Genomic DNA, 23,203 nt, shown 5'->3' with positions numbered 1-23,203 from the left:
CGAAGCTTTATAAAAATTATGCTTAAATTTTAACTGTCGATTTAAAGCATGCTAATATGCCAGGCATAAAGAAAATACTGCTTAAATCATGTCAACGATCAACAAAAAGCTGTTTAAACGCCTACACTTAAATCATGCCTATGGACAGCTGATTGCGCTGATTTTTGTGCCGATTACCATTTTGGCCTGTGTCGGTGCCATGCTGGTGTTGACTGAGACCTCGAATGCCGCACGTGCCCAGCAGAAGCAGATGGCCATTGCGATTCTCACCCGTTTTCAAGGCACCTCAGAATATGCACTGGATATCTTGAATCTGTATCCATGGCAATATGACCAGGCTCACAACGCCATGCAGAACATGCTGAATGAAAAGCATCTGGTTCGGGCAGCAGTTCTGGATGAAAATGGCAAGAACCGTTTGGGCATTGGTTTTCAGGAACAGGCGCCTTGGCCAGAATTTGAGAAAAGCGGCAATTTTGTTGGTCCGATTCTGCATCAAGATAATCATATCTATGCCATTAAAGTGAATGAAAACACTTTTTCTACCGGCTGGCTGGCGATCGAACTGGATAACCAGCCGCTAGCAATTGCCCGTTACCGAGTACTGATCGTACTGATTGCGACCGGATTACTGACCTTATTATTGTTATTACTTTGCTTGAATTTCTACTCACGGCGCTGGATCGCCCCAATGTATGAGATTCGCATGCAATTGCAACGCCTGAATGCCGATACCCTCGGCCAGCATATGGTGATTAACAGCACCGGCGAGCTGCGTTTATTGCAACGTGATATCGCCAATGTGGTGAAACGTTTGCATTTCAGCTTTCTGGAACTGCGTGAACATACCGAACAGACCGAAGACGATTTACGCCGCACCCTCGACACTTTAGAAGTCCAGAATATTACCTATCGTCAGGCACGCGACCAGGCGATCTCGGCCAACCAGGCCAAGTCGGTGTTTCTGGCCAATATTTCCCATGAATTGCGCACCCCGCTGAACAGTATTGATGGTTTTATTCATCTGTTGTTACGTCAGGGCAATCTCAGCAACGAGCAGAGCCTGTATTTGCAGACCATTCGTAAGTCTTCGGCGCATTTGCTGGCACTGATCAATGATGTTCTGGATTTTTCCAAAATTGATGCCGGCAAACTGGAACTGGAAACGGCACCTTTTGATCTGGAAGAAGCGATTTTTGATGTGATGGACATGTTGTCACCTCTGGCAGCACAAAAACATATTGATATGGCCTTCTATTATGCAGATGGTGTGCCAAAACACATTATTGGTGATGCGCTACGATTTAAACAGATTCTGACCAACCTGATTTCCAATGCGATCAAATTCACTCCGGATGGAGAAATCATTGTCCGGGCACGCATGGAACATGATGGAATGGATCAGTGTGTGCTGCATTTTAGTGTACAGGATAGCGGCATTGGCCTGAGTGGTACCGACCGTAAAAAGCTGTTTGAGTCCTTCTCGCAGGGTGATACCTCGGTGACCCGTCAGTTTGGCGGTACCGGTCTTGGTCTGGCAATTTCCAAACAGCTGGTCAGCCTGATGCATGGCCAGATTGGTTTTGAAGACAATCAGGAACGTGCTCCAACCGAAAAAGGCTCTACTTTCTGGTTTACTGCCCAGTTCCTGGTCGATGAAGATACCGTGATTGAGCATCCAGATTTTAGCGAATTGACCGTGGTGTCTTATCTTGCACATCCGGCAACTGCGAATGTGCTGCGGCATTATCTGGAAAATTATCAGGTTAAACATATTGAATGTGCATCAATTCTGGATCTGTTTAGCCGTCTGAATCATTTACAGAATAGCGAAAATACCTGGCTGATCGTCGATCATAGTGGTGACAGTGAAGTCTTGTTACGCGAAATCCGTTCACGTTATCAGGGTCATCTGGCTGTCTATGGTTATCAGATGCAACTGGATCCAAGCATGCTCAATGACCATCGTGCCCGTGCCCTGCATCAGCCACTCAGCCGCAGCGCGCTGATTCAGTTACTCGGCAATCAGCCGGTCTTCGACCAGGAACAGCATGAAGAATTTAATGGTCAAGGCCTGCATATTCTGGCCGTGGATGATCACTTACCCAACCTGATTGTTCTGGAAGCATTGCTGGGTGAACTCAATGTCACTACGACCAAAGCCCTCAGCGGGCAGGAAGCGATCGATATTATTCAGCGCCGTTATGAACAGGAACAGCCAGCATTTGATCTGGTCTTTATGGACATTCAGATGCCAGTCATGTCGGGGATCGATACCACCCGTGCTATTCGCTCGCTGGAATCGACCTTTGAAAATCATAGCCGCCTGCCGATTATTGCACTGACGGCGCATGCACTTTCTGATGAAAAACATAAACTGCTGCAAAACGGCATGGATGATTATGTCACCAAGCCGATCCAGATCGAGCAGATTATCCAAATTTTGACGCACTGGACCACCGAGCATTTTAAACGGATTCCGGTACTGGAACGTGCCAATGTGATTGATGCTCTGGATCCAAATATTCTGGACTGGCAGCAAAGCCTGCAACTGGCAGCCAATAAGGAAGATCTGGCGGTAGATCTGTTACGCATGCTGGTGGACAGCTTTGCGGATGAACTCGATGAAATGCAGCAACTGATTGAACTGGAAGATTTCCCACAACTGGAACATGTGCTGCATCGTTTATACGGCGCGACCCGCTATGTCGGTGCACCGACTTTACAGAAAGTCACCGGTGGCTTTGAACAGTTCGTTTCAACCCTGCGCAAAGAACGCCGTAAGGCCGATGAAAACTTTGTTCAGGACGTGCTGAAATATTTTGATGAACTCAAAGCCGTGGTTGAACAGGTTGAACAGGCTGCCCAGCAAATTTTGAAGCAACATTTGAATTAAACCTCTGAAGTGGCTCAGTCCATGACTTAAGAAGTGTGACTGAGCTGTCATGCAAGCCTAAAGGCTGCATGCTATGCTCAAGCCAGGAAAAGTAAGGAAGAATGCCATGTCACTCGTGCGCTTGGAAAAAAATAACGGCATTGCCACTGTTACACTGAATCGTCCGGATAAACGCAATGCCATGAGCTTTGCCCTGCTGCGCGAACTGGTCGCGACTGCACAGAAAATCAAAAAAGATAAAAGCATCCGTTGTGTGATTTTAACTGGCGAGGCCCAGGTCTTTAGTGCCGGTATTGATCTGGCAGATTTAAATAATCCTAAAAATCGTGCTTATGCCGCATGGGAACTGATTCGTCCTGGTCAAAGCTTATTTCAAAAAGCATTTCTGGTCTGGCAAGAATTACCAGTTCCGGTGATTGCCGCAATGGAGGGCTTCTGTTTTGGTGCCGGGATGCAGCTTGCTCTGGCCGCAGATATCCGCATTGCCCATCCTGACACCAAAATGTCGATTATGGAAACTCGTTGGGGACTGGTGCCAGACATGGGACTCAGCCGTTCACTGAAAGGCCTGATTGGGATTGATCTGGCCAAAGAACTGACCTTAACTGCCCGGATTTTTGATGGTGAATATGCCAAAGAAATCGGTCTGATCACCCATGTCGATCAACAACCTTTAGCTAGAGCACAAGCCTTGGCTGAAGAAATGCTGCAACGCTCTCCAGATGCGCTGATGGCCTCTAAATTTGTACTAGATGCCATGCAGCATCATCCAAATAAATCCCTGCGTATGGAAAAAATCTGGCAGCTGAAATTATTACTGGGTAAAAATAGTCAATTGGCTCGTAAAAAAGACAAAAACCCAGATATTCAGTTTGTGCCACGCCAGTACAAATAAACCAAGTCTGAATCCAGGAAAGGAATAAACCAAAGCATGCAGTTGAATCTTGATACTAAAATTGCCTTCTTAGGGATGGGGCTGATGGGCACTCGTATGGCCACACGTCTGCTTCAGGCAGGTTTTCAGGTAGCGGTCTGGAATCGCACACCAGCAGCCTGTGAGCCCTTGCTGGATCAGGGCGCGACTGCGCTGTCTTTAGACCAGATTGCCAATTATCCGGTCATTCTCAGCTGCTTGGCAGATGATCATGCAGTGCAATCTGTTTTTGCTCAGATCGAACCGTATTTGGTTGCAGAGCAAGTGATTGTAGATTTCTCCAGCCTTTCAGTACAGCAAACCCAAATACTTGCTGCACAAGCACAGGCTAAGAAAGTAACCTGGATTGACTCTCCGGTTTCAGGCGGTACAGTTGGAGCCGAACAAGGCAGTCTGGTGATTTTTGCGGGTGGTGATGCCACGACGATTGAAAATCTTAATCCGATCTATGCAGTACTTTCCCAGCGTGTCACCCGTATGGGGGATACGGGTACCGGTCAGGCGACCAAAATCTGTAATCAGCTGATTGTCGCGGCAAATAGTACCCTGATTGCAGAAGCCGTAGCCCTAGCTGGCCTTGCCGGGGTAGATACACGCTTACTGGCGCCAGCGTTGGCAGGTGGTTTTGCCGACTCCAAGCCTTTTCAGATTCTGGCTCCGCGTATGGCCACCCAGACTTTTGTACCGGTGCAATGGAAAGTGCAGACTTTATCCAAGGATCTGAATAATGCCGTGCAACTGGCACAAAACTTTGATCTGGATGTTCCAGTCGCGACTCAGGCATTATCACAGTTACAGGCCCATCAGGCTCAAGGCTTTGCCGAAGCAGATCTGGCTACTGTAATCCAGCAACTAAAACATTCATAACGCTTGATTGATGCAGCCCTGAATATTGAAGAGACATACATGATTAAACTTGCCGTCAACCTGTCGATGATTTTTACCGAAGTGCCGCTGATCGAACGCTTCGCGCTGGCTCATGCACAGGGCTTTAATCATGTGGAAATCCAGTTTCCTTATGAGCTCACAATTGGCCAGATTCAAAACCAGCTCAGCACGCATCAGCTGAACTTGTGCCTGATTAATGTGCCAGCAGGCGATTTAATGCAGGGCGGTCATGGTCTGGCCGGCATTCCAGGACAGGAAATCGAGTTTCGTCATGCTGTTGAGCAGGCCATCCAGTATGCTACCGCACTGAATGTACCCCGAGTCAATATCCTGGCAGGAAAACAGCCCTTGGACTGTGATCTGTTGCCCTGCCTGAATACGCTGGCGAGTAACCTGAAAATGGCCTGTTCAATGCTGCTTGAGCATCAAATTGAACCGGTCTTTGAAATGATCAATGGCATCGATATGCCACGTTTTTTGATTCAAAATGTTGCTCAAGCACAGGAAATGCTGGAGGCCGTGCATCATCCGGCCTTAAAAATGCAGTATGACTGTTACCACATGGCAATGATGGGCGAAGATGTCCTGGAAACTTTGCAAGAAAATATTGCCTCGATTGGTCATATCCAGTTTGCGGATTGTCCCGGACGGCATCAACCCAATACGGGTTCTATTCAATATCATGATATATTTCAGTGGTTAAAACATAGTCAATATCAAGGTTATGTCGCTGCCGAGTATAAACCCAGCGGACATTCCAACGATTCCTTTGGCTGGAAAGCTGAGTTCTTTCCGGAGCATGACTGAGTGGACTGCGGCTTCATTTGAAATTCAGGACTAAAACCGCTATATTAGACCATGCATAATTGTTAGGAAATTACACTCCCCATGAATTTAGAACCATCGCCCAGCGCTTCTAATTCTCACGATCTTACTATGAATTCAAATTCTCAAGCTGTACAGGACTGCTTAAAAGTCGTACATGCTGCACTTGAAGATGTAAAAGCAAAAGAAATTGTTGAGCTTGATGTCAGCGGTATCAGTAATGTGGCTGATGCTATGGTCATTGCAAGCGGTACATCGACACGTCACATCAAATCATTGGCCAATAACGTTGCTGAAGAAGCACGTAAAGCTGGCTTCCGCCCTCTTGGTATTGAAGGCGAACGTGATGCCGAATGGATCCTCATCGACCTTGGTTATGTTGTGGTTCATTGTATGCTTCCAACAGCGCGTAAATTCTATGACCTGGAAAGCTTATGGCGCAACCCTGCAGATACTGACTCTGTAGCGTAAAAACTAAATATTCAAAAAAGCGACCTGTGTAGGTCGCTTTTTTATTGCCTGTTCATCCAACTTTATAAGCATTAATACCACTCAATCTGTTAGCTATTTTTCTTTACTTTTCATCTTGTCTTATGTACCGATTTGATTGTTATTTTAGGATCAATTCATCATAAACCTAGACGTTCGATGACCACTCAATAATTCTTTTTTCAAGATATAAAATAAAAAATCCCCCTTTATTAAAGGGGGACTTAGGGGGATTCTAATGATTTAAATGATTAGTGACCCGTACCATTAATGGCTTTGGTCATATCTTCCACCACTTTCTTGGCATCACCGAAGATCATCATGGTCTTGTCATTATAGAACAAGTCATTGTCGAGACCCGCATAACCGGTTGCCATAGAACGCTTGATCACCATAATCGTACGTGCCTTATGCGCTTCCAGAATCGGCATGCCATAAATTGGTGAGGTTGGATCATCTTTCGCTGCAGGGTTCACAACGTCGTTGGCACCAATGACCAGCACCACATCTGTTGCCGGAAAGTCTGAGTTGATTTCATCCATTTCCAAGATGTCTTCATACGGTACGTCCGCTTCAGCAAGGAGTACGTTCATATGACCCGGCATACGACCTGCCACCGGGTGAATCGCGAAACGAACCGTTACGCCCTGCTCTTTCAGCAAGTTAGCCAATTCTTTTACCGCATTTTGGGCACGGCCTTGCGCCATACCATAACCTGGCACAATCACTACACTGTCTGCATTTGACATCAGGAAGCCTGCGTCATCTGCCGAACCTGAACGGTGATTACGTTGAACCTGTTCACCTGCTCCTGCTGTCGGTGCAGCTGCACCACCCATCGCACCACCAAACAAAACGTTGATGATTGAGCGGTTCATCGCTTTACACATGATGTAAGACAGAATCGCACCCGATGAACCCACCAGTGAACCAGCAACAATCAGCATGTTGTTTTCCAGGGTAAAACCAATACCCGCTGCTGCCCAACCCGAGAATGAGTTGAGAAGCGATACCACCACTGGCATGTCACCGCCACCAACTGGCGCAATCCATACCCAGCCGAATGCCAGCGCAAGACCTGTCATCGCCCAGAACGATGTCATATTACCCGTCAGGAAGAAGTGAATACCAAAACCTAACATTGCAATAAAGATGATCGCCTGAACCGGTTTCACCCATGCGCCAGAAATAGTTTTTGCCCATTTCTTTGCAGCCAGTTTGCCGTAAGCAAAGACTGATGCTGTAAAGGTAATCGCACCTACGAAACAGCCCACAAACAGTTCAAATAAATGAACACGACTCATTTCATGGAAATTGACACCATTGGCAGCCAATAGGTCTGGACCAAGTTCGATCAGTTTGTTGTTGTGAATAATGGCAGCGACAGCAATCAAGACTGCAGCCAGACCCACCAATGAGTGCATCAATGCCACAGTTTCAGGCATCTGCGTCATTGGAACTGTACGTGCACGGGCAATACCCACGATTGCACCTAGCACCATTGCACCAATGATCATCCAGACCACTGGATTCTCAGCCACAAAGAAGGTAGTCACGACCGCAATCGCCATCGCGATCATTCCGTAACGGTTACCGGCAATCGCAGTTTTGGGACCTGATAAACCACGTAGCGTCAGGATAAAAAGAACGGCACCAATCAGGTAGAACCAATCCGCATATTCTCGAATCATTTCCATGGATTAACCCTCTTTTTTCTTTTGCTTAGGTTTAAACATTTCCAGCATACGAGCAGTCACGGCAAAGCCACCGAAAATATTAATGCTCGCCAGGAATACTGCAATCGCGCCAAGTACGCTCACCACGTTAATGGTCTGAAAATCCACGCTACCTTCAACGCCAATCACCGGCAGGCCAACGGTCTGAATCATCGCACCGACAATAATGATCGATGACAAGGCATTGGTCACCGCCATCAACGGCGTATGCAATGCTGGCGTTACACCCCACACCACGTAGTAACCTACGAAAATGGCAAGGACAAAAATCGTAATTGTTTCAACCATGAGTCTTCTCCTTAACCACGTTTCAGCAGCACTTGGCCGCCATGAGTGACAAGTAGGGCTTTTTGAATTTCTTCTTCTTGATTCAGGACAAAATTCTTATCTGCATCAAATAGTGTTTCAACGAAGTTAAATACGTTACGAGCGTATAAAGCAGAGGCTTCAGTTGATACAGTCGACGGAATATTTGGAATGCCGAGAATTTTAACGCCGTTGTCGGTATGGACTGTTTCACCGCATTTCGAACCTTCAACGTTACCACCAGACTCTACTGCCATGTCCAGAATCACTGAACCCGGTTTCATTTTCGCAACTGTTTCAGCACGGATTAAACGCGGTGCATCACGACCCGGTAAAAGCGCTGTGGTAATCACGATGTCAGCATTCGATACCGCTTTATCAACAATTGCAGCCTGATCGCGAATGTATTCTTCACCCGGCATCCAGCCATAACCATTTTTAGCCGCATCAGCCGCTTTTTGCTGCTCTTCAGCAGACATCGGTACGTCTAACCATTTACCACCTAAAGATTCAACCTGATCTTTGGCAGTTGGACGCAGGTCCGTGGCTTCAACGATGGCACCTAAACGTTTTGCAGTGGCAATCGCTTGCAGACCCGCTACGCCGACACCCATGATCACGACACGAGCCGGTTTAACCGTACCCGCAGCAGTCATCAGCATCGGGAACATGCGCTGGTATTCAGCCGCAGCCAAAAGCACCGACTTGTAACCTGCAAGGTTGGCTTGAGAAGACAAGACATCCATGTTCTGCGCACGAGACAAGGTTCGTGGCAAAAGTTCTAATGCAAATGCAGACACGTTTTGTGCCGCGAATTGGTCAAGCTCAGTATTACGGTAAGGATCAAACATTGCCACGATAGTGGTGTTCGGGTTGAGTTTTTGAATTTCCTCACCTTTCGGTGCACGAACTTTTAAAATCAACTGACTGCCGGTATAGGCATCATCCGTAATTTTGGCACCAACTTGTTCATAGGCACTATCGATATAGGCAGCTTTAACACCTGCACCACGTTCGATAATCACGCTATGTCCTGCGCTGATCAATTTCTTTACTGTCTCTGGCGTCGCAGCGACGCGATTTTCACCGACAACAGTTTCGGCTGGAATTCCGATCTGCATGAGCGTTCCTCAAGCTAATTTTTCTTAAGTAAACATCGCCTAAACGATGCTTCCCCTCAGGATGTGTTCTTGTTGAATTTTTGGATTCTAATCAAACTGTTTGAAATTACCACCTACTATTTATTTAATAAATACCTATATTTTGAACTGATGATTCATAAAAATGATGCTGTGATAGCACATTTATTTAATTTAACGGCTATTCATATTCGATGCTTTTATAAACGATATTCATTCCGCTGAATAAAATATCCAGATTTTGCTGGTGTAAATAAGCGCAAATTTGTGATTTATTTTGTTACATTGATGATTCTGACAATGATTGCTGTATTTCTTGATTCAGAAGTAGATTTTTAATTTCTCTAGTCCCTATAGATAGCGGCACTTTAGCTGCGCCGTTTTTTTAGTTTTGACTTTTTTGACAGATTTAGCACTTAAGCAAGAGCACTGTTTTTAGATGTTAAAATCGTATTTTATGAAATGATAGAATTTGTTTTGAGCAGATCTTCATCAGACACAATTAATAGATCTGACAAAAAGTAATCGCTAAAATTTTATAAGACTCAGGTCTCAAACAGTCAGATAAAGGGTAGAAAAAAAGCTGGATGACTATTTATTATATTAATGTACTGAACTTGATTCAAAATGGAAAATCTCATTTTCGCACCAAATTTGCGCAATAAAATAGAGTAAATATTCCACTTTTTTGACCTCAGTGCTCTTTTTTATTGTTTTTACTTTAAGCTGCGCTTTAATGAAGCAACCCCATCATTAAAATATAAAAAATTCTGTAAATATTCACTCATACTTTCTATTTGAAATTGCACTTCTTTCATTAAGCTGCCTGAGTTCTAACAATTTTCAATGCTGGCAATATTTCTCTACTTTTAAAGCAAGAACTTCTGGCCTATAGTGCCCTCAATTTGAACATTATTCTCATTCCTCATTTAAGTTCTTCCGGTCTGAATACAAGGTTAGCCCTATGCACACGCCCCTCGATATTAGTCAAAATAAGCCCTTATTATGGCTGATGGCGATTGCATGCGGCTTATGTGCCGGCGCTAACTATTATTGCCAGCCGCTGATTTCATCGATTCAGCAGTATTATCAGGTGCCTGAATCACAAGTAGCGCTCACCGTCACCTTTGCTCAAATCTCTTATGCCTTGGGCCTGCTGTTTATTGTGCCTTTAGGGGACATGCTAAATAAAACCAAACTGATCCCCTTTCTCATGCTGGGTGCGACAGCAGGTTTATTTATTTGTGCCAGTGCAGTGAATCTGCCGATGCTCTGGGTCGGCACTATCATTGCCGGACTGTTTTCCGTGGCTGCACAGATTCTGATTCCCTTGGCCACCATGGCGGTCAAACCGGAAAAAACCGGAGAAGTGGTGGGCTTCCTGATGAGTGGCTTGCTGGTCGGTATTCTGCTCTCGACCAGTATTGCCGGATTACTTTCCGACCTGTTTCATTGGAAAATGATTTATATCGTCAGTGGCATAAGTATGCTGGCTTTAAGTTTTTATTTGAAAGGAAAACTACCGAGCCTGCCACGTCTGAGAATCAGCTATACAGCGATTTTTAAATCTATGGGGATATTACTCAAGCAGGAACCACGTCTGGTATTGCGTTCACTGACAGGTGCGTGTGCTTTTGCTGCCATGAGTATGTTGTTCTCCACCATCGCTCTACTGCTAACGCAGGAACCTTTTCAGCTTTCTGATGTCATGGTCGGACTGGTCACGCTGGTCGGTGTATTTGGCGCACTTTCCACGCAGTTCATTGGCAAATGGGCCGATCGTGGCCATATCAAAACACTGAGCTGGATCGGCTGTTCTATCCTGGTGGGGAGCTGGCTGTTTTTATATTTTGGTGCAGTGTCTTTGCTGAGTTATATTTTGGGTTATGGGCTGATAAATCTTGGACTCGCGATTACGCACAGCTGTAACCAGAACGTAATTTTCCGCCTGCGCCCGGATGCCAAATCACGGGTCAATTCACTGTATATGACCTTGTATTTTATTGGTGGTGCATGTGGTTCAGCCTTAGGGGTTTATGCCTGGCATCACGGTGGCTGGAGCATGACCTGTCTGGCAGGACTCGGGCTAGCTCTGTGTGCCACCCTATTCGCCCTGCTGGATCAATGGCATCAGGCTAAGACAACCGCATAAGTATTTTACCTCTATTTAGCTGACTTGCGCCGCCGGATAATAAGGCTTATTCAGATCAAGAGTTTGTGAATTTTCCAATAAAATACAGATAAAAACCGGCAATAAGGCTGCCAGAATCCGGCAGCTTTCCTCTAATGATTTATAATTCAGCGAGCTGTGATACGTGGCGCCACCCTGCATTATCTGATGGTGCAAGGTAGATAAACGCTGAAATATTCCAGCTAAAATTTCAACAGAATTTCGTTCTTTTAAAGCATTCTGTATATTCTGTTTCTGTGTTTCCAAGTCAACCTGACAGCTTTCCAGGCTAATTTTCTGATGACGATAATCCCAAAAGCTTTGTTCCACATAGGGATTGGCCAAGAGTGAGCAGATCGGCTGGCTGTATTTTTCCCAAAGAATATGATTAATTTTCTGATCCAGATCCTTTTGGCAGAGTGTTTCCAGAAACTGCTGCAGCTTGCTTTGATCTTGAACTAGATCACTCTCATCTGCATAAATCGCCTGAAAGCTGATCCACAGGCTGATAAACTTAAAATCCAGATCCTGATCCAGATCTAGCGATTTTTTAAACCAGCCTAAGCCCCGATGAATTCTTAAATTAAAATGTGCCGAATTTTGTGCTTTATGGCTTTTATAAATCTCCTCCAATAACAACATGATTATTCTCCTTATTTCTAGCGTTTTTATATTCATCTTTCTGCTATCAAAATATACCATTCCAACCTGACTGGGAATTCCAATTTTATTTCTTGTTTCATTCCTTGGATTTACTGGGATAGCTTAAGTTCGCCGAGTGGTTTTTCTGATTTTATGCTAGTATTACGCCCTCTTTTTGCGACGTCAGCCGATCCGGTTTTAGCCAAAAACCAATAGCTGAGTGATTGCATGGATTGCTTCTTCTTTCTTCCATTTCGTTAAGGCGTGATTTTGAATGACTGATCTGACCACCATTGAAAATAAACTTCAACCACGAATCAGTGTTGCGCCGATGATGGATTGGACCACCAAAGACTATCGTTTCTTTGCACGTCTGTTTAACCCGAATGTGATTATGTACACCGAAATGGTCACCACGGGTGCGATCATTTACGGTGATGCCAAACGTCATTTGGACTTTAATACGGAAGAACAGCCAATTGTGCTGCAACTCGGCGGCTCGAATCCAAAAGATCTGGCAATCTGTACCAAGATGGCGCAGGACTGGGGCTATAACGAAGTCAATTTAAATGTAGGTTGCCCAAGTGACCGGGTACAGAATAATAAAATTGGTGCCTGTCTGATGGCGGAACCTGATCTAGTCGCAGAATGTATTGCTGAAATGCGTCATGCGGTGGATATTCCAGTGACCGTAAAACACCGGATCGGAATTGATGATATGCACTCTTATGAAGAGATGATGCATTTTGTCGATACCGTGGCCAAAACCGGCTGCAATAACTTTATCGTGCATGCGCGGATTGCCTTGTTAAAAGGCCTATCACCTAAAGAAAACCGCGACGTGCCACCCCTACGTTATGAAGATGTCTACCGTTTAAAACAGGATCGCCCTGATCTGCTGATCGAGATCAACGGCGGAATTAAAACCTATGCTGAAACCTTGGAACATCTCAAACATGTGGATGGCGTGATGATTGGCCGCGAAGCCTATCATAATCCTTACTTACTGGCTGAGCTGGGCCAGTTATGGAATCTGGATGCACCAGACCGTTTTGAGATTATGCAAAAAATGATGCCGTACATAGCCCAGCGTATGGCAGAAGGTGCACCGTTGTCGATTATTACCCGTCATATTTTGGGACTATTCCAGAACTTGCCGGGTGCACGCAAATGGCGTCAGGCGCTAAGCGGTGGGAATGCCAAAACCTTGAAAGATGTAGAAACTGCACTCTTTAATATTCAGGAAGCCATGCAGCGTACCGAAGATTATGTTCGCGAACATCAACAGGTTGAATCTTAAATACAAAAAGCACCGATGATCGGTGCTTTTTTATAGCGATTGCGCATGAGTTATTGCGTATACGCCGTGATATTGCCGACCGGAATCGGCTCTTCCTGATAAGAAACATCTTGTAATGCGGGTTCAGCCACTGGTGTGATCAGAGAGCCGGAGATAGTCTGGTTTGGTTCATCTACAGGCTCCAGATCATCCAAGGCTGAGGCCAGTTGCTGTAATTCCCGATCCAGTTGCTGACGATAATTTTCAATTTCAATTTCATCAATAAAAGCAAAGGCATCATCTTCAATCGACCAACTATACCCGCCATCCACCTTAAAGACTTTCACATGAATGGGATATTCCTCACCTTGATAATTCAGATAAGAAATGGCCTGAAACTCATTCCCCTGACGCTGGACAATTTTGACCTTTTTCACGGTAAAACGATAGTGTTGATAATCTAGATTGGAATTAAACTCACGTTGCATCTGCGTTTGAATATTTCTGGCCAGTTCATCCATTGAAACAAAATAACTGCATCCAGCCAGACAGGCGACCATCCATAACATCATGATTTTTTTCATAGCGCCCCCTCTTTTTTCTTTCCACTTCCTGCTTATAGCTGATATATGCAGTATTTTTATCTTTGCTTATTCTGTGACCTATTTTATGCTTTTTTGCAAAAACAATAAACAGTCAGTGCTTCGATTAAGACTAAATATTTATGGTTTCTATAGTTTTTTTTGAATTAATGATAAAAAATCAGCCATAAAAAAACCCTGATGGATTCAGGGCTTTTTCGATACAGATCGTTTTAAAAATCATCATCACTGGATGGATCACGATGTAAGGCATCATGAATAGCTTCGATCAATTGCTGGGCAATCTCCTGCTTGGAGGCTTTTTCCAGATCACGTTTATCCAGCTGATAATGCTCGGCAAAGAATACTGTCATGGCATTTTCATCCGAAGCAAATCCGATATCCGCACGTGAAACATCATTGCAGGCAATCATATCCAGCTTTTTCGCGACCAGCTTTCCGGCAGCATATTCTTCAATATTACGGGTTTCAGCAGCAAAACCGACCATAAACGGCCGTTTTTCCTGTTGGGCTATAGTGGCGACAATATCCGGATTTTTCACCAGCGCCACATTCAGTTCATCTCCGGCTTTCTTGATTTTATGCTCGGCCACTTCTGCCACACGATAATCAGCTACTGCAGCTGTCGCAATAAAGATATCGCACCCATTTTCCAGCATTTGCATGCTTTCATTCAGCATTTGCACGGCAGAAGAAACATTCTTACGTTTCACGCCATTTGGGGTGTCCAGACTGACCGGCCCTGCAATCAGGGTCACATTGGCTCCGGCCGCATAACAGGCTGCAGCCAGTGCAAAGCCCATTTTTCCGGTACTATGATTGGAAATATAACGCACCGGATCAATCGCTTCGCGGGTCGGACCTGCAGTAATCGTGACCTGTTTACCTGCAAGCAGGCCAAATTTTTCCGCAATCGCACGTTGAGCTTTATGAAAATATTCAGTCACCTGTCGGGCTAAATCTTCCGGCTCAGGCATCCGGCCCAAACCTACATCACCACAAGCCTGTGAACCAGCATCCGGCATGATCACATGCACACCATCTTCGATCAGTGTCGCAAGATTACGCTGCGTTGCTTTGGCTGCCCACATTTGCTGGTTCATGGCAGGCGCCACCCAGACGGGTGCTTTCGTCGCCAGATATAAAGTGCTGAGTAGATCATCGGCCAGACCTGCGGCAAACTTTGCCAGGGTGTCACAACTGGCCGGTGCTACCAATAACAGATCTGCCCAACGTGCCAGCTCGATATGGCCCATGCCGGCTTCTGCTTCAGTATCCAGCAATTCGGTATGTACGGGATTGCCCGATAAGGCTTGAAAAGTTAAAGGTGTAATAAAAGCCTGTGCGCCGTGAGTCATCACGACCCGCACATCAAATCCGGCATCTTTTAGACGGCGGACCAGAATTGCACTTTTATAGGCAGCAATGCCGCCAGTGACGGCCAAAATGATATTTTTATGAGGAATTACACTTAGATCAAAGCTCACGAACAGATTACCTTGCTGTTGCAGTGGGGCTCACAATAGCATTAAATAATCGCATTCCCAAGAGATCGGCTTGCGGGAAAACTGATAATTCATAATAAATAAGTCTAATAACTATGCAATTTTCTATTAAAAACTGGCCAGAACAAGAACGGCCGCGAGAACGCTTAATTCAATATGGCGCAGAAAGTCTGTCCGATGCCGAGCTACTGGCCATCTTTCTGCGCTCCGGTTCTCAGCAACATTCGGCAGTTGATCTGGCGCGGTTGCTGATTCAGCATTTTGGTCATTTGACTGCGTTGCTCGATGCACCTTTACAGGAAGTCAGCCAGTTTCATGGTATGGGCATCAGTAAATATACCCAACTGATGGCCGTCAAGGAACTCGGACGGCGTTACATTGCCGAGCACCTGAAACAGGATGCGCTGGAACTCACCAATTCCAAACGGCTGAGAGATTACTTACGTTTTGAGCTGCTCGGTGAAACTCAGGAAGTGTTTGCCGTGCTGTGTCTAGATGCCAGTTTAAGAAAAATTGCCTTTAAAAAACTGTTTTATGGCTCAGTGAATGCATGTGATATTTCTATTAATCAATTGCTGCGTTATGCCATTAGCCAGCAGGCGACCTCAATTGTCATTGCACATAATCATCCGCTGGGTCGGCCCTCTCCCTCCAAGGCTGACCTGGTGTTGACCCGCCAGATTCAACAGGCTTGCCAACTGGTAGATATCCATTTAATTGACCATTGCATCATTGCTTTAGAGGGTAGTTTTTCCTTTGCTGAGCAGCAACTCATCAAACCGGAAATGCAGTATTGAATAGCACTTGACAAAGCAGGCACAACTCCACAAGATCATGAAAAAAATTGTGATGATTCCAATAAATGATCGTACGTGACCAGCCGACTGTTTTTAAACTGCTGTTTTCCTGGCGGGGGACGATTTTACCTAAAGTTTTGCCACCTTTAGGCGTGGTGATGCTGATGTCAGCCATCATTGGTGGCTTGTCACATATTGGTTATTTTCATTTTCCAGAATTACCTCTGGTCGGCTTTACCCTGATTGGAGTGGTGCTGTCGATCTTTCTCGGATTTAAGAACTCAGCCTGTTATGACCGCTGGTGGGAAGCGCGCAAACTTTGGGGTATTTTGATTGCCAATTCACGTCATTTTGACCGTGATTGCAGGATGCTGTCTCAAGGTCGCCGTGAACGTGTGATTCAGCACGTGATTGTCTTTGCCAATGTACTCCGCGATCGTTTACGCCACCAGACAGCCAATCCAACTGAACTGGTTGAAACCAGTGGTATGAGCCAGCAGGCTGTGACCCAGCTTTATCAGCAGGCTAATGCGCCGCAATATACCTTAAGCCTGATTCAATGGGAGCTGATGCAGGCGCTCAAAGAAGGTGAAATCTCCGACATCATCTATATGCAGATGAATAATCATGTAGCAGAACTAAGTATTGTCCAGACCGGTTGTGACCGGATTGCGACAACGCCTTTGCCTTTTGCCTATTCGGTTCTGCTCAACCGTACCGTCTATTTTTTCTGTTTTATTTTGCCTTTCAGTCTGGGTTCAACGCTTGGTCTGTTTACGCCTTTGCTGGTTGGAATTTTGGCCTATACCTTTTTGGGACTGGATGCACTAAGCTCAGAAATTGAGGAACCTTTCGGTACCCAGAGTAATGACTTGCCACTAGACTCGATGGTACGTACGATTGAAATTGAACTGTTAGGAACATTGGGCAAACCGACGCCACCGCCGATTCAGGCCAAAGATCATAATTTGCTATAATTTATAATTCTCTCTTCGCCCTTTACTATTAGTAGCGAAGGGAAAATCCTCTCTCAAATGAAAAAAATCGAGGTAAAGGAATGACTAAACAAAACTCTCCCAAATCCCGACCTGCCCCAATTTAAGACTCGGGACATTACCCAGTTTAATCCAGGGCATATGATCGCCATGAAAATCACTGCCAATCGAAACTTTCAGATCATGTTCCGCAATCATCCGATCGACCATCTGCCGGGTTGATGCCGGCTCAATCGTCGGTGGTAGTTCCACCGCATCTCCACCAAACTTGGCAAAAATCTCGATCAGGTAGCGGATATTGGTCGCAGATAAATCATATTTGGTCGGATGTGCCAGCACGGCGAAGCCGCCACTTTCATGAATCACCTGAATCGTGTCTTCAAGACTCAAGCCATCAAATTTGACATAGGCTTTCTTGCCTTCCTTAATGTATTTATCAAAAGCCTGTTGCGGGCGGGTCACAATCCCCTTTTCTACCAGCGTTTTGGCAATATGCGTCCGTGTCACCCGATCAGGGATATTGTCGACTTTGGCCAGTACATCAGCATAAATATCCTCACCAATTAAAGGAAGCAGCAGATCACAAATCTGTTTAGAGCGTTCAGCCCGGATTTTCTTTTGCTGATTGAGGGCTTTTTGTAAAGGCTCAGGATTTTGCATATTTAGGGCAACGATGTGCACGCCATAGTTTTTTTTGGTGGCAGGACGTGACCACTGGCTGGATATTTCCACCCCGGAAATGATCTTAATCTCATGATTTTTAGCGGCTTCCTCAGCCAATGCCAAACCGTCCATGGTGTCATGATCCGTCAGGGCCAAAGTATGGACGAGTTTTTCCACAGCCGCTTCGACCAATTGCTGAGGACTGAAAGTTCCATCAGAAATATTACTATGTGTATGTAAATCTACGCCGTGCATCTCTATACTATGACATTTATTTGATCAGATTTAGATACTCTAACATGAAAGCACTTTTAGACTTTGTGCCACTCATTATTTTCTTTTATTTATATAAAACTGTAGATCCAAAAGACACTGACCATCAATTGCTGCAATTGATCGGTTCTGCGGGGGGTGTCGACAATAATAATATTCTTGTTGCAACCACAGGTCTGATTATTTCCATGTTGGTCGTCTATGGTGCGTTATTTGTCATACAAAAATTCCGTCTGGACAAGCAGCAATGGATTGTCTTGTTTATGACGGTAATTTTTGGTGGCATCACTCTGATCCTCAGCGATGATTTCTATATTCGTCTGAAAGCCGTGTTATTGAATCTGGTCTTTGCAGGTGTATTCTTCCTGTCCCCTTGGTTTAGCAAGGATAAAAAGCCTCTGATCCAGCGGTTATTTGGTCCAGTATTCAATCTAAGTGAAAAAGGCTGGTTCAAGCTGAACTATGCTTGGGTTGCCATGTTCGTACTGATGTCATTTCTGCATACCTTTTTCGCCTATTTGTGGATGGATGGAAAATATTGGGGCGAATTTACCGCATTCGGTGACATGATCGTGATGTTTTCCTTTATCATTATTCAGTTTATTGTATTGCGCAAATACTTTAAGACCGCTGAATAAGTCCAACTACAAACGATTGAGAGTCATCATGCCATTATTCGTCGTTAGCTGTACCGATCGGGAAGGTACAGTTGAAAAACGCCTCGCGATTCGTCCACAACATCTTGCACGTCTGGAACAGTTAAATGCTGAAGGCCGCCTGATTGTTGCAGGTGCCATGCCTAAAGATCCGGCCAATCCACAGGCCGGTTTTTATGGCAGTACCATTATTGTCGATTTTGACAGTCGTGAAGCGCTGGACACATGGCTACAGGATGAACCTTTCTTAAAAGAAGGTGTGTACGAACACATCGATGTCAAACCATTCAATAAAGCATTCCCTCAAGGATAAGGTTCATGCGTGTTGTTACTGCCAGTATCATTGGCCTATGTTTTATGATTTCTCCAGTATGGGCAGTCGAAGTTGCGCCTGCTCCTGTGATTCAGGAAAATCAGACAGCACAACCTCAAGGGACAGCGGCGACTGCCCAAACCCAGTCTACGCCGAAACCTGCCATTATTCCTGCCGTAGCGACTTCTGCCCAGCCAGTGCCACCTGCCGAGAATAAACCTTTAACTGCAGAAGAAATCGCCAAGCTGAAAGCCCAGCAAGAGGCCAAGGTCAAAGCCTTGGTCAAAGATCAGGCCACCCGTTTGCAGCAACTGGAAAAAGCCAATCTGGAAGCACTATCGCAAAATCAGGAATTGCAGCTCAAGAATGACAACCTGGGCGTTCAGGTACAGGTGCTGCAAAGTGAACGCAGTGCGCAGATGTTCCTCTACGGTGCAGCAACATTGGCTGTCGGTGTATTGCTCGGCTTCCTAATTGCGAGCTATGTTTATACCAAACGTCGTCGTCAATGGTAAGCTATAGCCCTTCCCGATATCTTTAAGGTTGTACCCGTTTTGTCGCACGCAATTCAAACTGCCGATCTGGATTGGCAATTGGTGGATGGCATTGATGTGCCTGTGTCCAAGCAATTTGGTGATGTGTATTTTTCCAAAGACAATGGCTTGCTGGAAACCCGGCATGTCTTTTTAAATGGCAATGATCTCACGACGCGTCTGGCAGATTTAAAACCTTTTGAATATTTCTGTGTCGGTGAAACGGGTTTTGGTACTGGTTTAAATATTCTGGCGCTGTGGCAGCTCTGGCAACAGGTGCGTCCGGATAATCACAGTCATCTGCATGCGATTTCAGTTGAAAAATTTCCTCTTTCCAAAGTTGATCTGATTCGGGCCTTAAATGCCTGGCCAGAACTCAAGCCTTTAGCTGATCAACTCATCTCTCAATATCCGATGCCAATTGCCGGCTGTCATCGTCTCAGTTTTCCTAAAGAACGATTCAGTCTGGATCTATGGCTGGGTGATGCACATGATGTTTTCCCGGTGATTGAAAAAACTGCGCCGGTGAACGCTTGGTTTCTGGATGGTTTTGCGCCTTCCTGCAATCCGGACATGTGGGAAGAAAATGTTTTAAATAATATTGTACGTTTATCCGAGATTGGGACAACTTTCGCCTCTTTCAGTGTTGCTGGCGTTTTAAAACGTGGCTTAAAAAATCATGGGATTTCAATTTCCCGTCCACGTGGTTTTAAGCATAAGCGTGAAATGCTGAAAGCGATCTGGAATCCGGCTGAAGAGACTGAAAGTTCATTAATACAAGAAATCACTCAAAAAAAAACTGAGCGAGATACAGAGACCAATATCAGACCTAGCCAAATCGCTGTGATTGGCGCTGGAATCGCCGGTTTAAGTACAGCCTGGGCATTCGCTCAACGTGGTCATCAAGTCACGATTTACGACCAGTCAGCGCCACTCTCAGGAGGTTCTGGCAATCCACTGGCTTTGCTCAATCCCAAACTCTGTCCGGTTGAGCAAAGTGCTGAACATCTGATGACATTGGCCTGGCAACATGCCTTAAATCATTACCAAAAATTTAAAGCTTTCCGCCCGATTCAGGTCAATCAGCTTGCCTTAAAAAATCCTGAACAGCTTTTAGGATTGGCAGATGAATATCCTGAAGAAATTCTTGCTGTACAAGATACAGAGTCGCAAGAGCTTCAAACTGCATTTCCAAGTTTAAAATTACTAGAAGCTGGCGCGGTTTCTCCTCATCAATTGCGTGATGAAATTCTACAGAATGTAAATATCCGATATAAACAGGCCAAAATTAGCCATATTGAAGCGGCTACAAAACCTCAGCTATTTTCAGATGAACAGGATCTAGGTGAATTTGATCATGTCATTGTCTGTACTGCGCGAGAAACAGCACAATTCTTTGCAGATTATCCAGCTCTGAAACCGATTCGCGGACAGGTCAGCTGGATGAATAATCAAGCCCAGCCTTTAAGTCAAAATATTGCCTATAGTTACGGCGGTTATTGTATGCAACTGGATGCTGAACATCTGATCTTGGGCGCTTCTTTCTATCCAGGTCGAGATGATATCGAAGTGTTAGCAGAAGACCATGTACACAACTACGAATTGATCCACAGTGTATTCCCAGAATATGCACAGTCATTAGCTTCTACCGATACCTGGCAAGGCCGTGCATCGGTACGCGCGCAAAGTCAGGATTATTTCCCTTTGCTCGGTAAAATGAAAGCGGATGAGGAAATTTACAGCTTTGCCGGTCTCGGTTCTAAAGGCTTTCTGTTTGCGCCGCTCTGCAGTGAAATTCTGGCAGCCCAGATTCTCGGTGAAGCCTGTCCGGTGCCATCCAGTTTAGTAAAAAAACTCAGTGTGACTCGTTTTCAAAAGAAAGTGAAAATGAAGAAACCGTATTTTAAACTACAAATTTAATTACTATTTTGAATGAATCCCCCTAAATCCCCCTTTAAAAAAGGGGGGACTTTTCTCTACTTTTATGAATAAATAGAATAGATGTAGCTCCTCCCTTTAGAAAAGGGAGGTTGGGAGGCATTAAATCTCACCCATTAAAAAAGCGCCTTGCGGCGCTTTTTTTGACAGAATGCTTATACACCCTGTTCAAGCGGTAAGCCTGCATCACGGGCAGCACGAGTACCACCCATCAGAATGACATATTCACGTGAGCTGTCAAAACCCTCTAGTTTTTCCGCAGCACGTGGAGCTTTACTGCCCCCACCACACAAGATGTAAATGGGTTGATCCGCTGACACCTGAGTTAGGCTTTCTGCTGAAAGATCGTTAATGGGCTGATTCACCGCCCCTTTCACGTGTGCTTCAGCAAAAGCACTTGAATCGCGTACATCCCAGATAATTGCATTTTCTGGGAACTCAAATGTTGTAATTTCTTGTTTACGGATCATTGCGCACTCCTTTGATGTAAACAACACTTGGCAAATGAAGAAAACATCCCTAGCATCTCAGATATTCTTTCCCTTTGTAAAGGTCTAAACTATGCCTTCTTTCGATATTGTTTCTGAATTAGAAATTTTTGAAGTAAATCATGCAGTTCAAAACACCCAAAAAGAAATCGCGACCCGCTTTGATTTCCGTGGTCAGGACGTTTCTATTGAACTGAATGAAAAAAACAAGGAAATCAAAATCTCGACTGAAAGTGATTTCCAGTGTGAACAAGTCTATAGCATGCTGGAAAGTCATTTCTTTAAACGCAAAGTCGATATTCAGGCGCTTGACCCACAAAAAATGACAGCTTCTGGCAAAAATGTGATTCAGGTGATCAAGCTTAAAGATGGTCTTGACTCAGATACCGCAAAAAAAATTAATAAAGCCATTAAAGAAAGTGGGATTAAGGCGCAATCTTCTATTCAGGGCGACAAGATTCGTGTGACTGATAAAAAACGCGATACATTGCAGCAAGTAATGGCATTCTTGAAAGAACAGCAATTTGGTTTGCCTTTACAGTTCAATAACTTTAAAGATTAAGACAGCAACGTCTGTAGAAGGAATTATGGCAAAGAACAACCGATTAGCCAGATTAGTCAAAGCCACTGCACGATTACCGCAAGGCATTCGTACTGCTTTGTTAAGTAAAACTTTTGGCCGGGTGGTCCCGATGGTCGGCTCTGCCAAGATTCGTTATGAGGAAATGAGTGCGTCCAAAGTGGTAGTAAGTATGGCCAATCATAAAGCCATGCAGAACCATATCGGACAAATCCATGCATGTGCAATGGCCCTGCTGGCAGAAACAGCGACCGGCTTTGTGACGGCAATGAATGTTCCGGATACAGCAATTGTACTGATCAAAAGCTTAAAGGTTGATTTTAAGCGCCCGACACGCGGTGCCATGACTGCTGTTGCTACGCTCACGTCGGAGCAGCAAGCCCTGATGCAAAACTCGGATAAAGGTGAAACCCTGGTTCAGGTCACCGTTACGGATGAATCAGGTGAAGCCCCCATTCAATGTGAAATGCTCTGGGCTTGGATTGCCAAGAGCCAGCTCAAGAAATCATAATTTCTTCTTTTAGACAAAAAAATCCCAGACATTAAATCTGGGATT

23 protein-coding genes are annotated in these 23,203 nt (G+C 45.0%); 15 read left to right on the top strand and 8 right to left on the bottom strand.

Annotation, left to right across the window (positions count from 1 at the left end; all coding sequences use genetic code 11):
• Positions 1–88: 88 nt before the first annotated feature.
• The 5 genes from BFN00_RS10885 (at position 89) to rsfS (ending at position 6,014) form a co-directional block, all read left to right on the top strand.
• On the top strand, positions 89–2,896 hold the full coding sequence (locus BFN00_RS10885) for a GacS-like sensor histidine kinase (RefSeq protein WP_004645149.1): 2,808 nt from the start codon (positions 89–91) through the stop codon (positions 2,894–2,896).
• A 106-nt stretch (positions 2,897–3,002) separates the two neighbouring features.
• Positions 3,003–3,791 carry a crotonase/enoyl-CoA hydratase family protein gene (locus BFN00_RS10880; protein ID WP_071851623.1) on the top strand — a complete coding sequence of 263 codons (789 nt, stop codon included), beginning with the start codon at positions 3,003–3,005 and terminating at the stop codon, positions 3,789–3,791.
• A gap of 36 nt (positions 3,792–3,827) precedes the next feature.
• Complete coding sequence (locus tag BFN00_RS10875) at positions 3,828–4,697, top strand: NAD(P)-dependent oxidoreductase (protein ID WP_071851621.1); 870 nt, start codon at positions 3,828–3,830, stop codon at positions 4,695–4,697.
• A gap of 39 nt (positions 4,698–4,736) precedes the next feature.
• Entirely contained in the window at positions 4,737–5,525 is a 789-nt protein-coding gene (locus BFN00_RS10870; RefSeq protein ID WP_071851669.1) for a hydroxypyruvate isomerase family protein, read from the top strand.
• Between the two features lie 81 nt (positions 5,526–5,606).
• Positions 5,607–6,014: a ribosome silencing factor gene (gene rsfS / locus BFN00_RS10865; RefSeq protein WP_071851619.1), complete on the top strand. Its 408-nt coding sequence runs from the start codon at positions 5,607–5,609 to the stop codon at positions 6,012–6,014.
• Positions 6,015–6,283: 269 nt separating this feature from the next.
• Here rsfS and BFN00_RS10860 read toward each other — a convergent pair whose 3' ends face one another.
• Genes BFN00_RS10860 through BFN00_RS10850 form a run of 3 tightly spaced genes read right to left on the bottom strand, consistent with a single transcriptional unit; the run spans position 6,284 to position 9,195 of the window.
• A complete protein-coding gene (locus tag BFN00_RS10860) occupies positions 6,284–7,729 on the bottom strand; it encodes an NAD(P)(+) transhydrogenase (Re/Si-specific) subunit beta (protein WP_004281643.1) in 1,446 nt (481 codons plus the stop codon).
• A gap of 3 nt (positions 7,730–7,732) precedes the next feature.
• Positions 7,733–8,056, bottom strand: a complete 324-nt coding sequence (locus BFN00_RS10855; RefSeq protein WP_004281642.1) for a proton-translocating transhydrogenase family protein — start codon at positions 8,054–8,056, stop codon at positions 7,733–7,735.
• 11 nt (positions 8,057–8,067) lie between these two features.
• On the bottom strand, positions 8,068–9,195 hold the full coding sequence (locus BFN00_RS10850; protein ID WP_004645141.1) for a Re/Si-specific NAD(P)(+) transhydrogenase subunit alpha: 1,128 nt from the start codon (positions 9,193–9,195) through the stop codon (positions 8,068–8,070).
• A 982-nt stretch (positions 9,196–10,177) separates the two neighbouring features.
• Here BFN00_RS10850 and BFN00_RS10840 point away from each other — a divergent pair.
• On the top strand, positions 10,178–11,365 hold the full coding sequence (locus tag BFN00_RS10840) for an MFS transporter (RefSeq protein ID WP_071851618.1): 1,188 nt from the start codon (positions 10,178–10,180) through the stop codon (positions 11,363–11,365).
• Between the two features lie 15 nt (positions 11,366–11,380).
• Here the strand turns inward: BFN00_RS10840 and BFN00_RS10835 are convergent, their stop codons facing one another.
• Positions 11,381–12,025, bottom strand: coding sequence for a hypothetical protein (locus BFN00_RS10835; protein WP_071851616.1), 645 nt, complete (start codon positions 12,023–12,025; stop codon positions 11,381–11,383).
• A 274-nt stretch (positions 12,026–12,299) separates the two neighbouring features.
• Here BFN00_RS10835 and dusA point away from each other — a divergent pair, with 274 nt between their 5' ends.
• Complete coding sequence (gene dusA / locus BFN00_RS10830) at positions 12,300–13,325, top strand: tRNA dihydrouridine(20/20a) synthase DusA (protein WP_071851614.1); 1,026 nt, start codon at positions 12,300–12,302, stop codon at positions 13,323–13,325.
• Positions 13,326–13,375: 50 nt separating this feature from the next.
• Here dusA and BFN00_RS10825 read toward each other — a convergent pair whose 3' ends face one another.
• Both BFN00_RS10825 and coaBC read right to left on the bottom strand, forming a co-directional pair.
• The gene (locus BFN00_RS10825) at positions 13,376–13,888 is read right to left on the bottom strand and encodes a hypothetical protein (RefSeq protein ID WP_071851612.1); all 513 of its coding nucleotides are present in this window, start codon (positions 13,886–13,888) and stop codon (positions 13,376–13,378) included.
• A gap of 230 nt (positions 13,889–14,118) precedes the next feature.
• Positions 14,119–15,393, bottom strand: a complete 1,275-nt coding sequence (gene coaBC / locus BFN00_RS10820) for a bifunctional phosphopantothenoylcysteine decarboxylase/phosphopantothenate--cysteine ligase CoaBC (protein WP_004281610.1) — start codon at positions 15,391–15,393, stop codon at positions 14,119–14,121.
• Between the two features lie 113 nt (positions 15,394–15,506).
• On the opposite strand from coaBC, the gene radC reads away from it, so the two are divergent.
• Positions 15,507–16,208, top strand: a complete 702-nt coding sequence (radC, locus tag BFN00_RS10815; RefSeq protein WP_071851610.1) for a RadC family protein — start codon at positions 15,507–15,509, stop codon at positions 16,206–16,208.
• A 65-nt stretch (positions 16,209–16,273) separates the two neighbouring features.
• On the top strand, positions 16,274–17,185 hold the full coding sequence (locus tag BFN00_RS10810; protein WP_004281608.1) for a bestrophin family protein: 912 nt from the start codon (positions 16,274–16,276) through the stop codon (positions 17,183–17,185).
• 84 nt (positions 17,186–17,269) lie between these two features.
• Here BFN00_RS10810 and BFN00_RS10805 read toward each other — a convergent pair whose 3' ends face one another.
• Positions 17,270–18,121 carry a PHP domain-containing protein gene (locus BFN00_RS10805; RefSeq protein WP_071851608.1) on the bottom strand — a complete coding sequence of 284 codons (852 nt, stop codon included), beginning with the start codon at positions 18,119–18,121 and terminating at the stop codon, positions 17,270–17,272.
• Positions 18,122–18,165: 44 nt separating this feature from the next.
• On the opposite strand from BFN00_RS10805, the gene BFN00_RS10800 reads away from it, so the two are divergent.
• From BFN00_RS10800 to mnmC, 4 genes are read left to right on the top strand one after another with little or no spacing between them, the layout of a single operon-like run.
• On the top strand, positions 18,166–18,777 hold the full coding sequence (locus tag BFN00_RS10800; protein WP_004281606.1) for a septation protein IspZ: 612 nt from the start codon (positions 18,166–18,168) through the stop codon (positions 18,775–18,777).
• A 28-nt stretch (positions 18,778–18,805) separates the two neighbouring features.
• Positions 18,806–19,108: a YciI family protein gene (locus BFN00_RS10795; protein WP_004281605.1), complete on the top strand. Its 303-nt coding sequence runs from the start codon at positions 18,806–18,808 to the stop codon at positions 19,106–19,108.
• Between the two features lie 5 nt (positions 19,109–19,113).
• On the top strand, positions 19,114–19,623 hold the full coding sequence (locus BFN00_RS10790; protein ID WP_005101791.1) for an SH3 domain-containing protein: 510 nt from the start codon (positions 19,114–19,116) through the stop codon (positions 19,621–19,623).
• Positions 19,624–19,662: 39 nt separating this feature from the next.
• Positions 19,663–21,561 (top strand): bifunctional tRNA (5-methylaminomethyl-2-thiouridine)(34)-methyltransferase MnmC2/FAD-dependent 5-carboxymethylaminomethyl-2-thiouridine(34) oxidoreductase MnmC1, encoded by a 1,899-nt coding sequence (mnmC, locus tag BFN00_RS10785; protein ID WP_071851606.1) that lies wholly within the window; start codon positions 19,663–19,665, stop codon positions 21,559–21,561.
• Between the two features lie 173 nt (positions 21,562–21,734).
• Here mnmC and BFN00_RS10780 read toward each other — a convergent pair whose 3' ends face one another.
• Positions 21,735–22,049, bottom strand: coding sequence for a rhodanese-like domain-containing protein (locus tag BFN00_RS10780; protein ID WP_005101788.1), 315 nt, complete (start codon positions 22,047–22,049; stop codon positions 21,735–21,737).
• Positions 22,050–22,140: 91 nt separating this feature from the next.
• Between BFN00_RS10780 and BFN00_RS10775 the strand changes: the two genes are divergently transcribed.
• Positions 22,141–22,629 (top strand): YajQ family cyclic di-GMP-binding protein, encoded by a 489-nt coding sequence (locus tag BFN00_RS10775; protein ID WP_004281601.1) that lies wholly within the window; start codon positions 22,141–22,143, stop codon positions 22,627–22,629.
• A gap of 25 nt (positions 22,630–22,654) precedes the next feature.
• Entirely contained in the window at positions 22,655–23,158 is a 504-nt protein-coding gene (locus tag BFN00_RS10770) for a DUF4442 domain-containing protein (protein WP_004645125.1), read from the top strand.
• Positions 23,159–23,203 lie beyond the last annotated feature (45 nt).

The organism is Acinetobacter sp. AR2-3, assembly GCF_001878775.1.
Classification (GTDB): Bacteria; Pseudomonadota; Gammaproteobacteria; order Pseudomonadales; family Moraxellaceae; genus Acinetobacter; species Acinetobacter lwoffii_D.
This window is presented reverse-complemented; position numbering and strand designations above follow the sequence as displayed.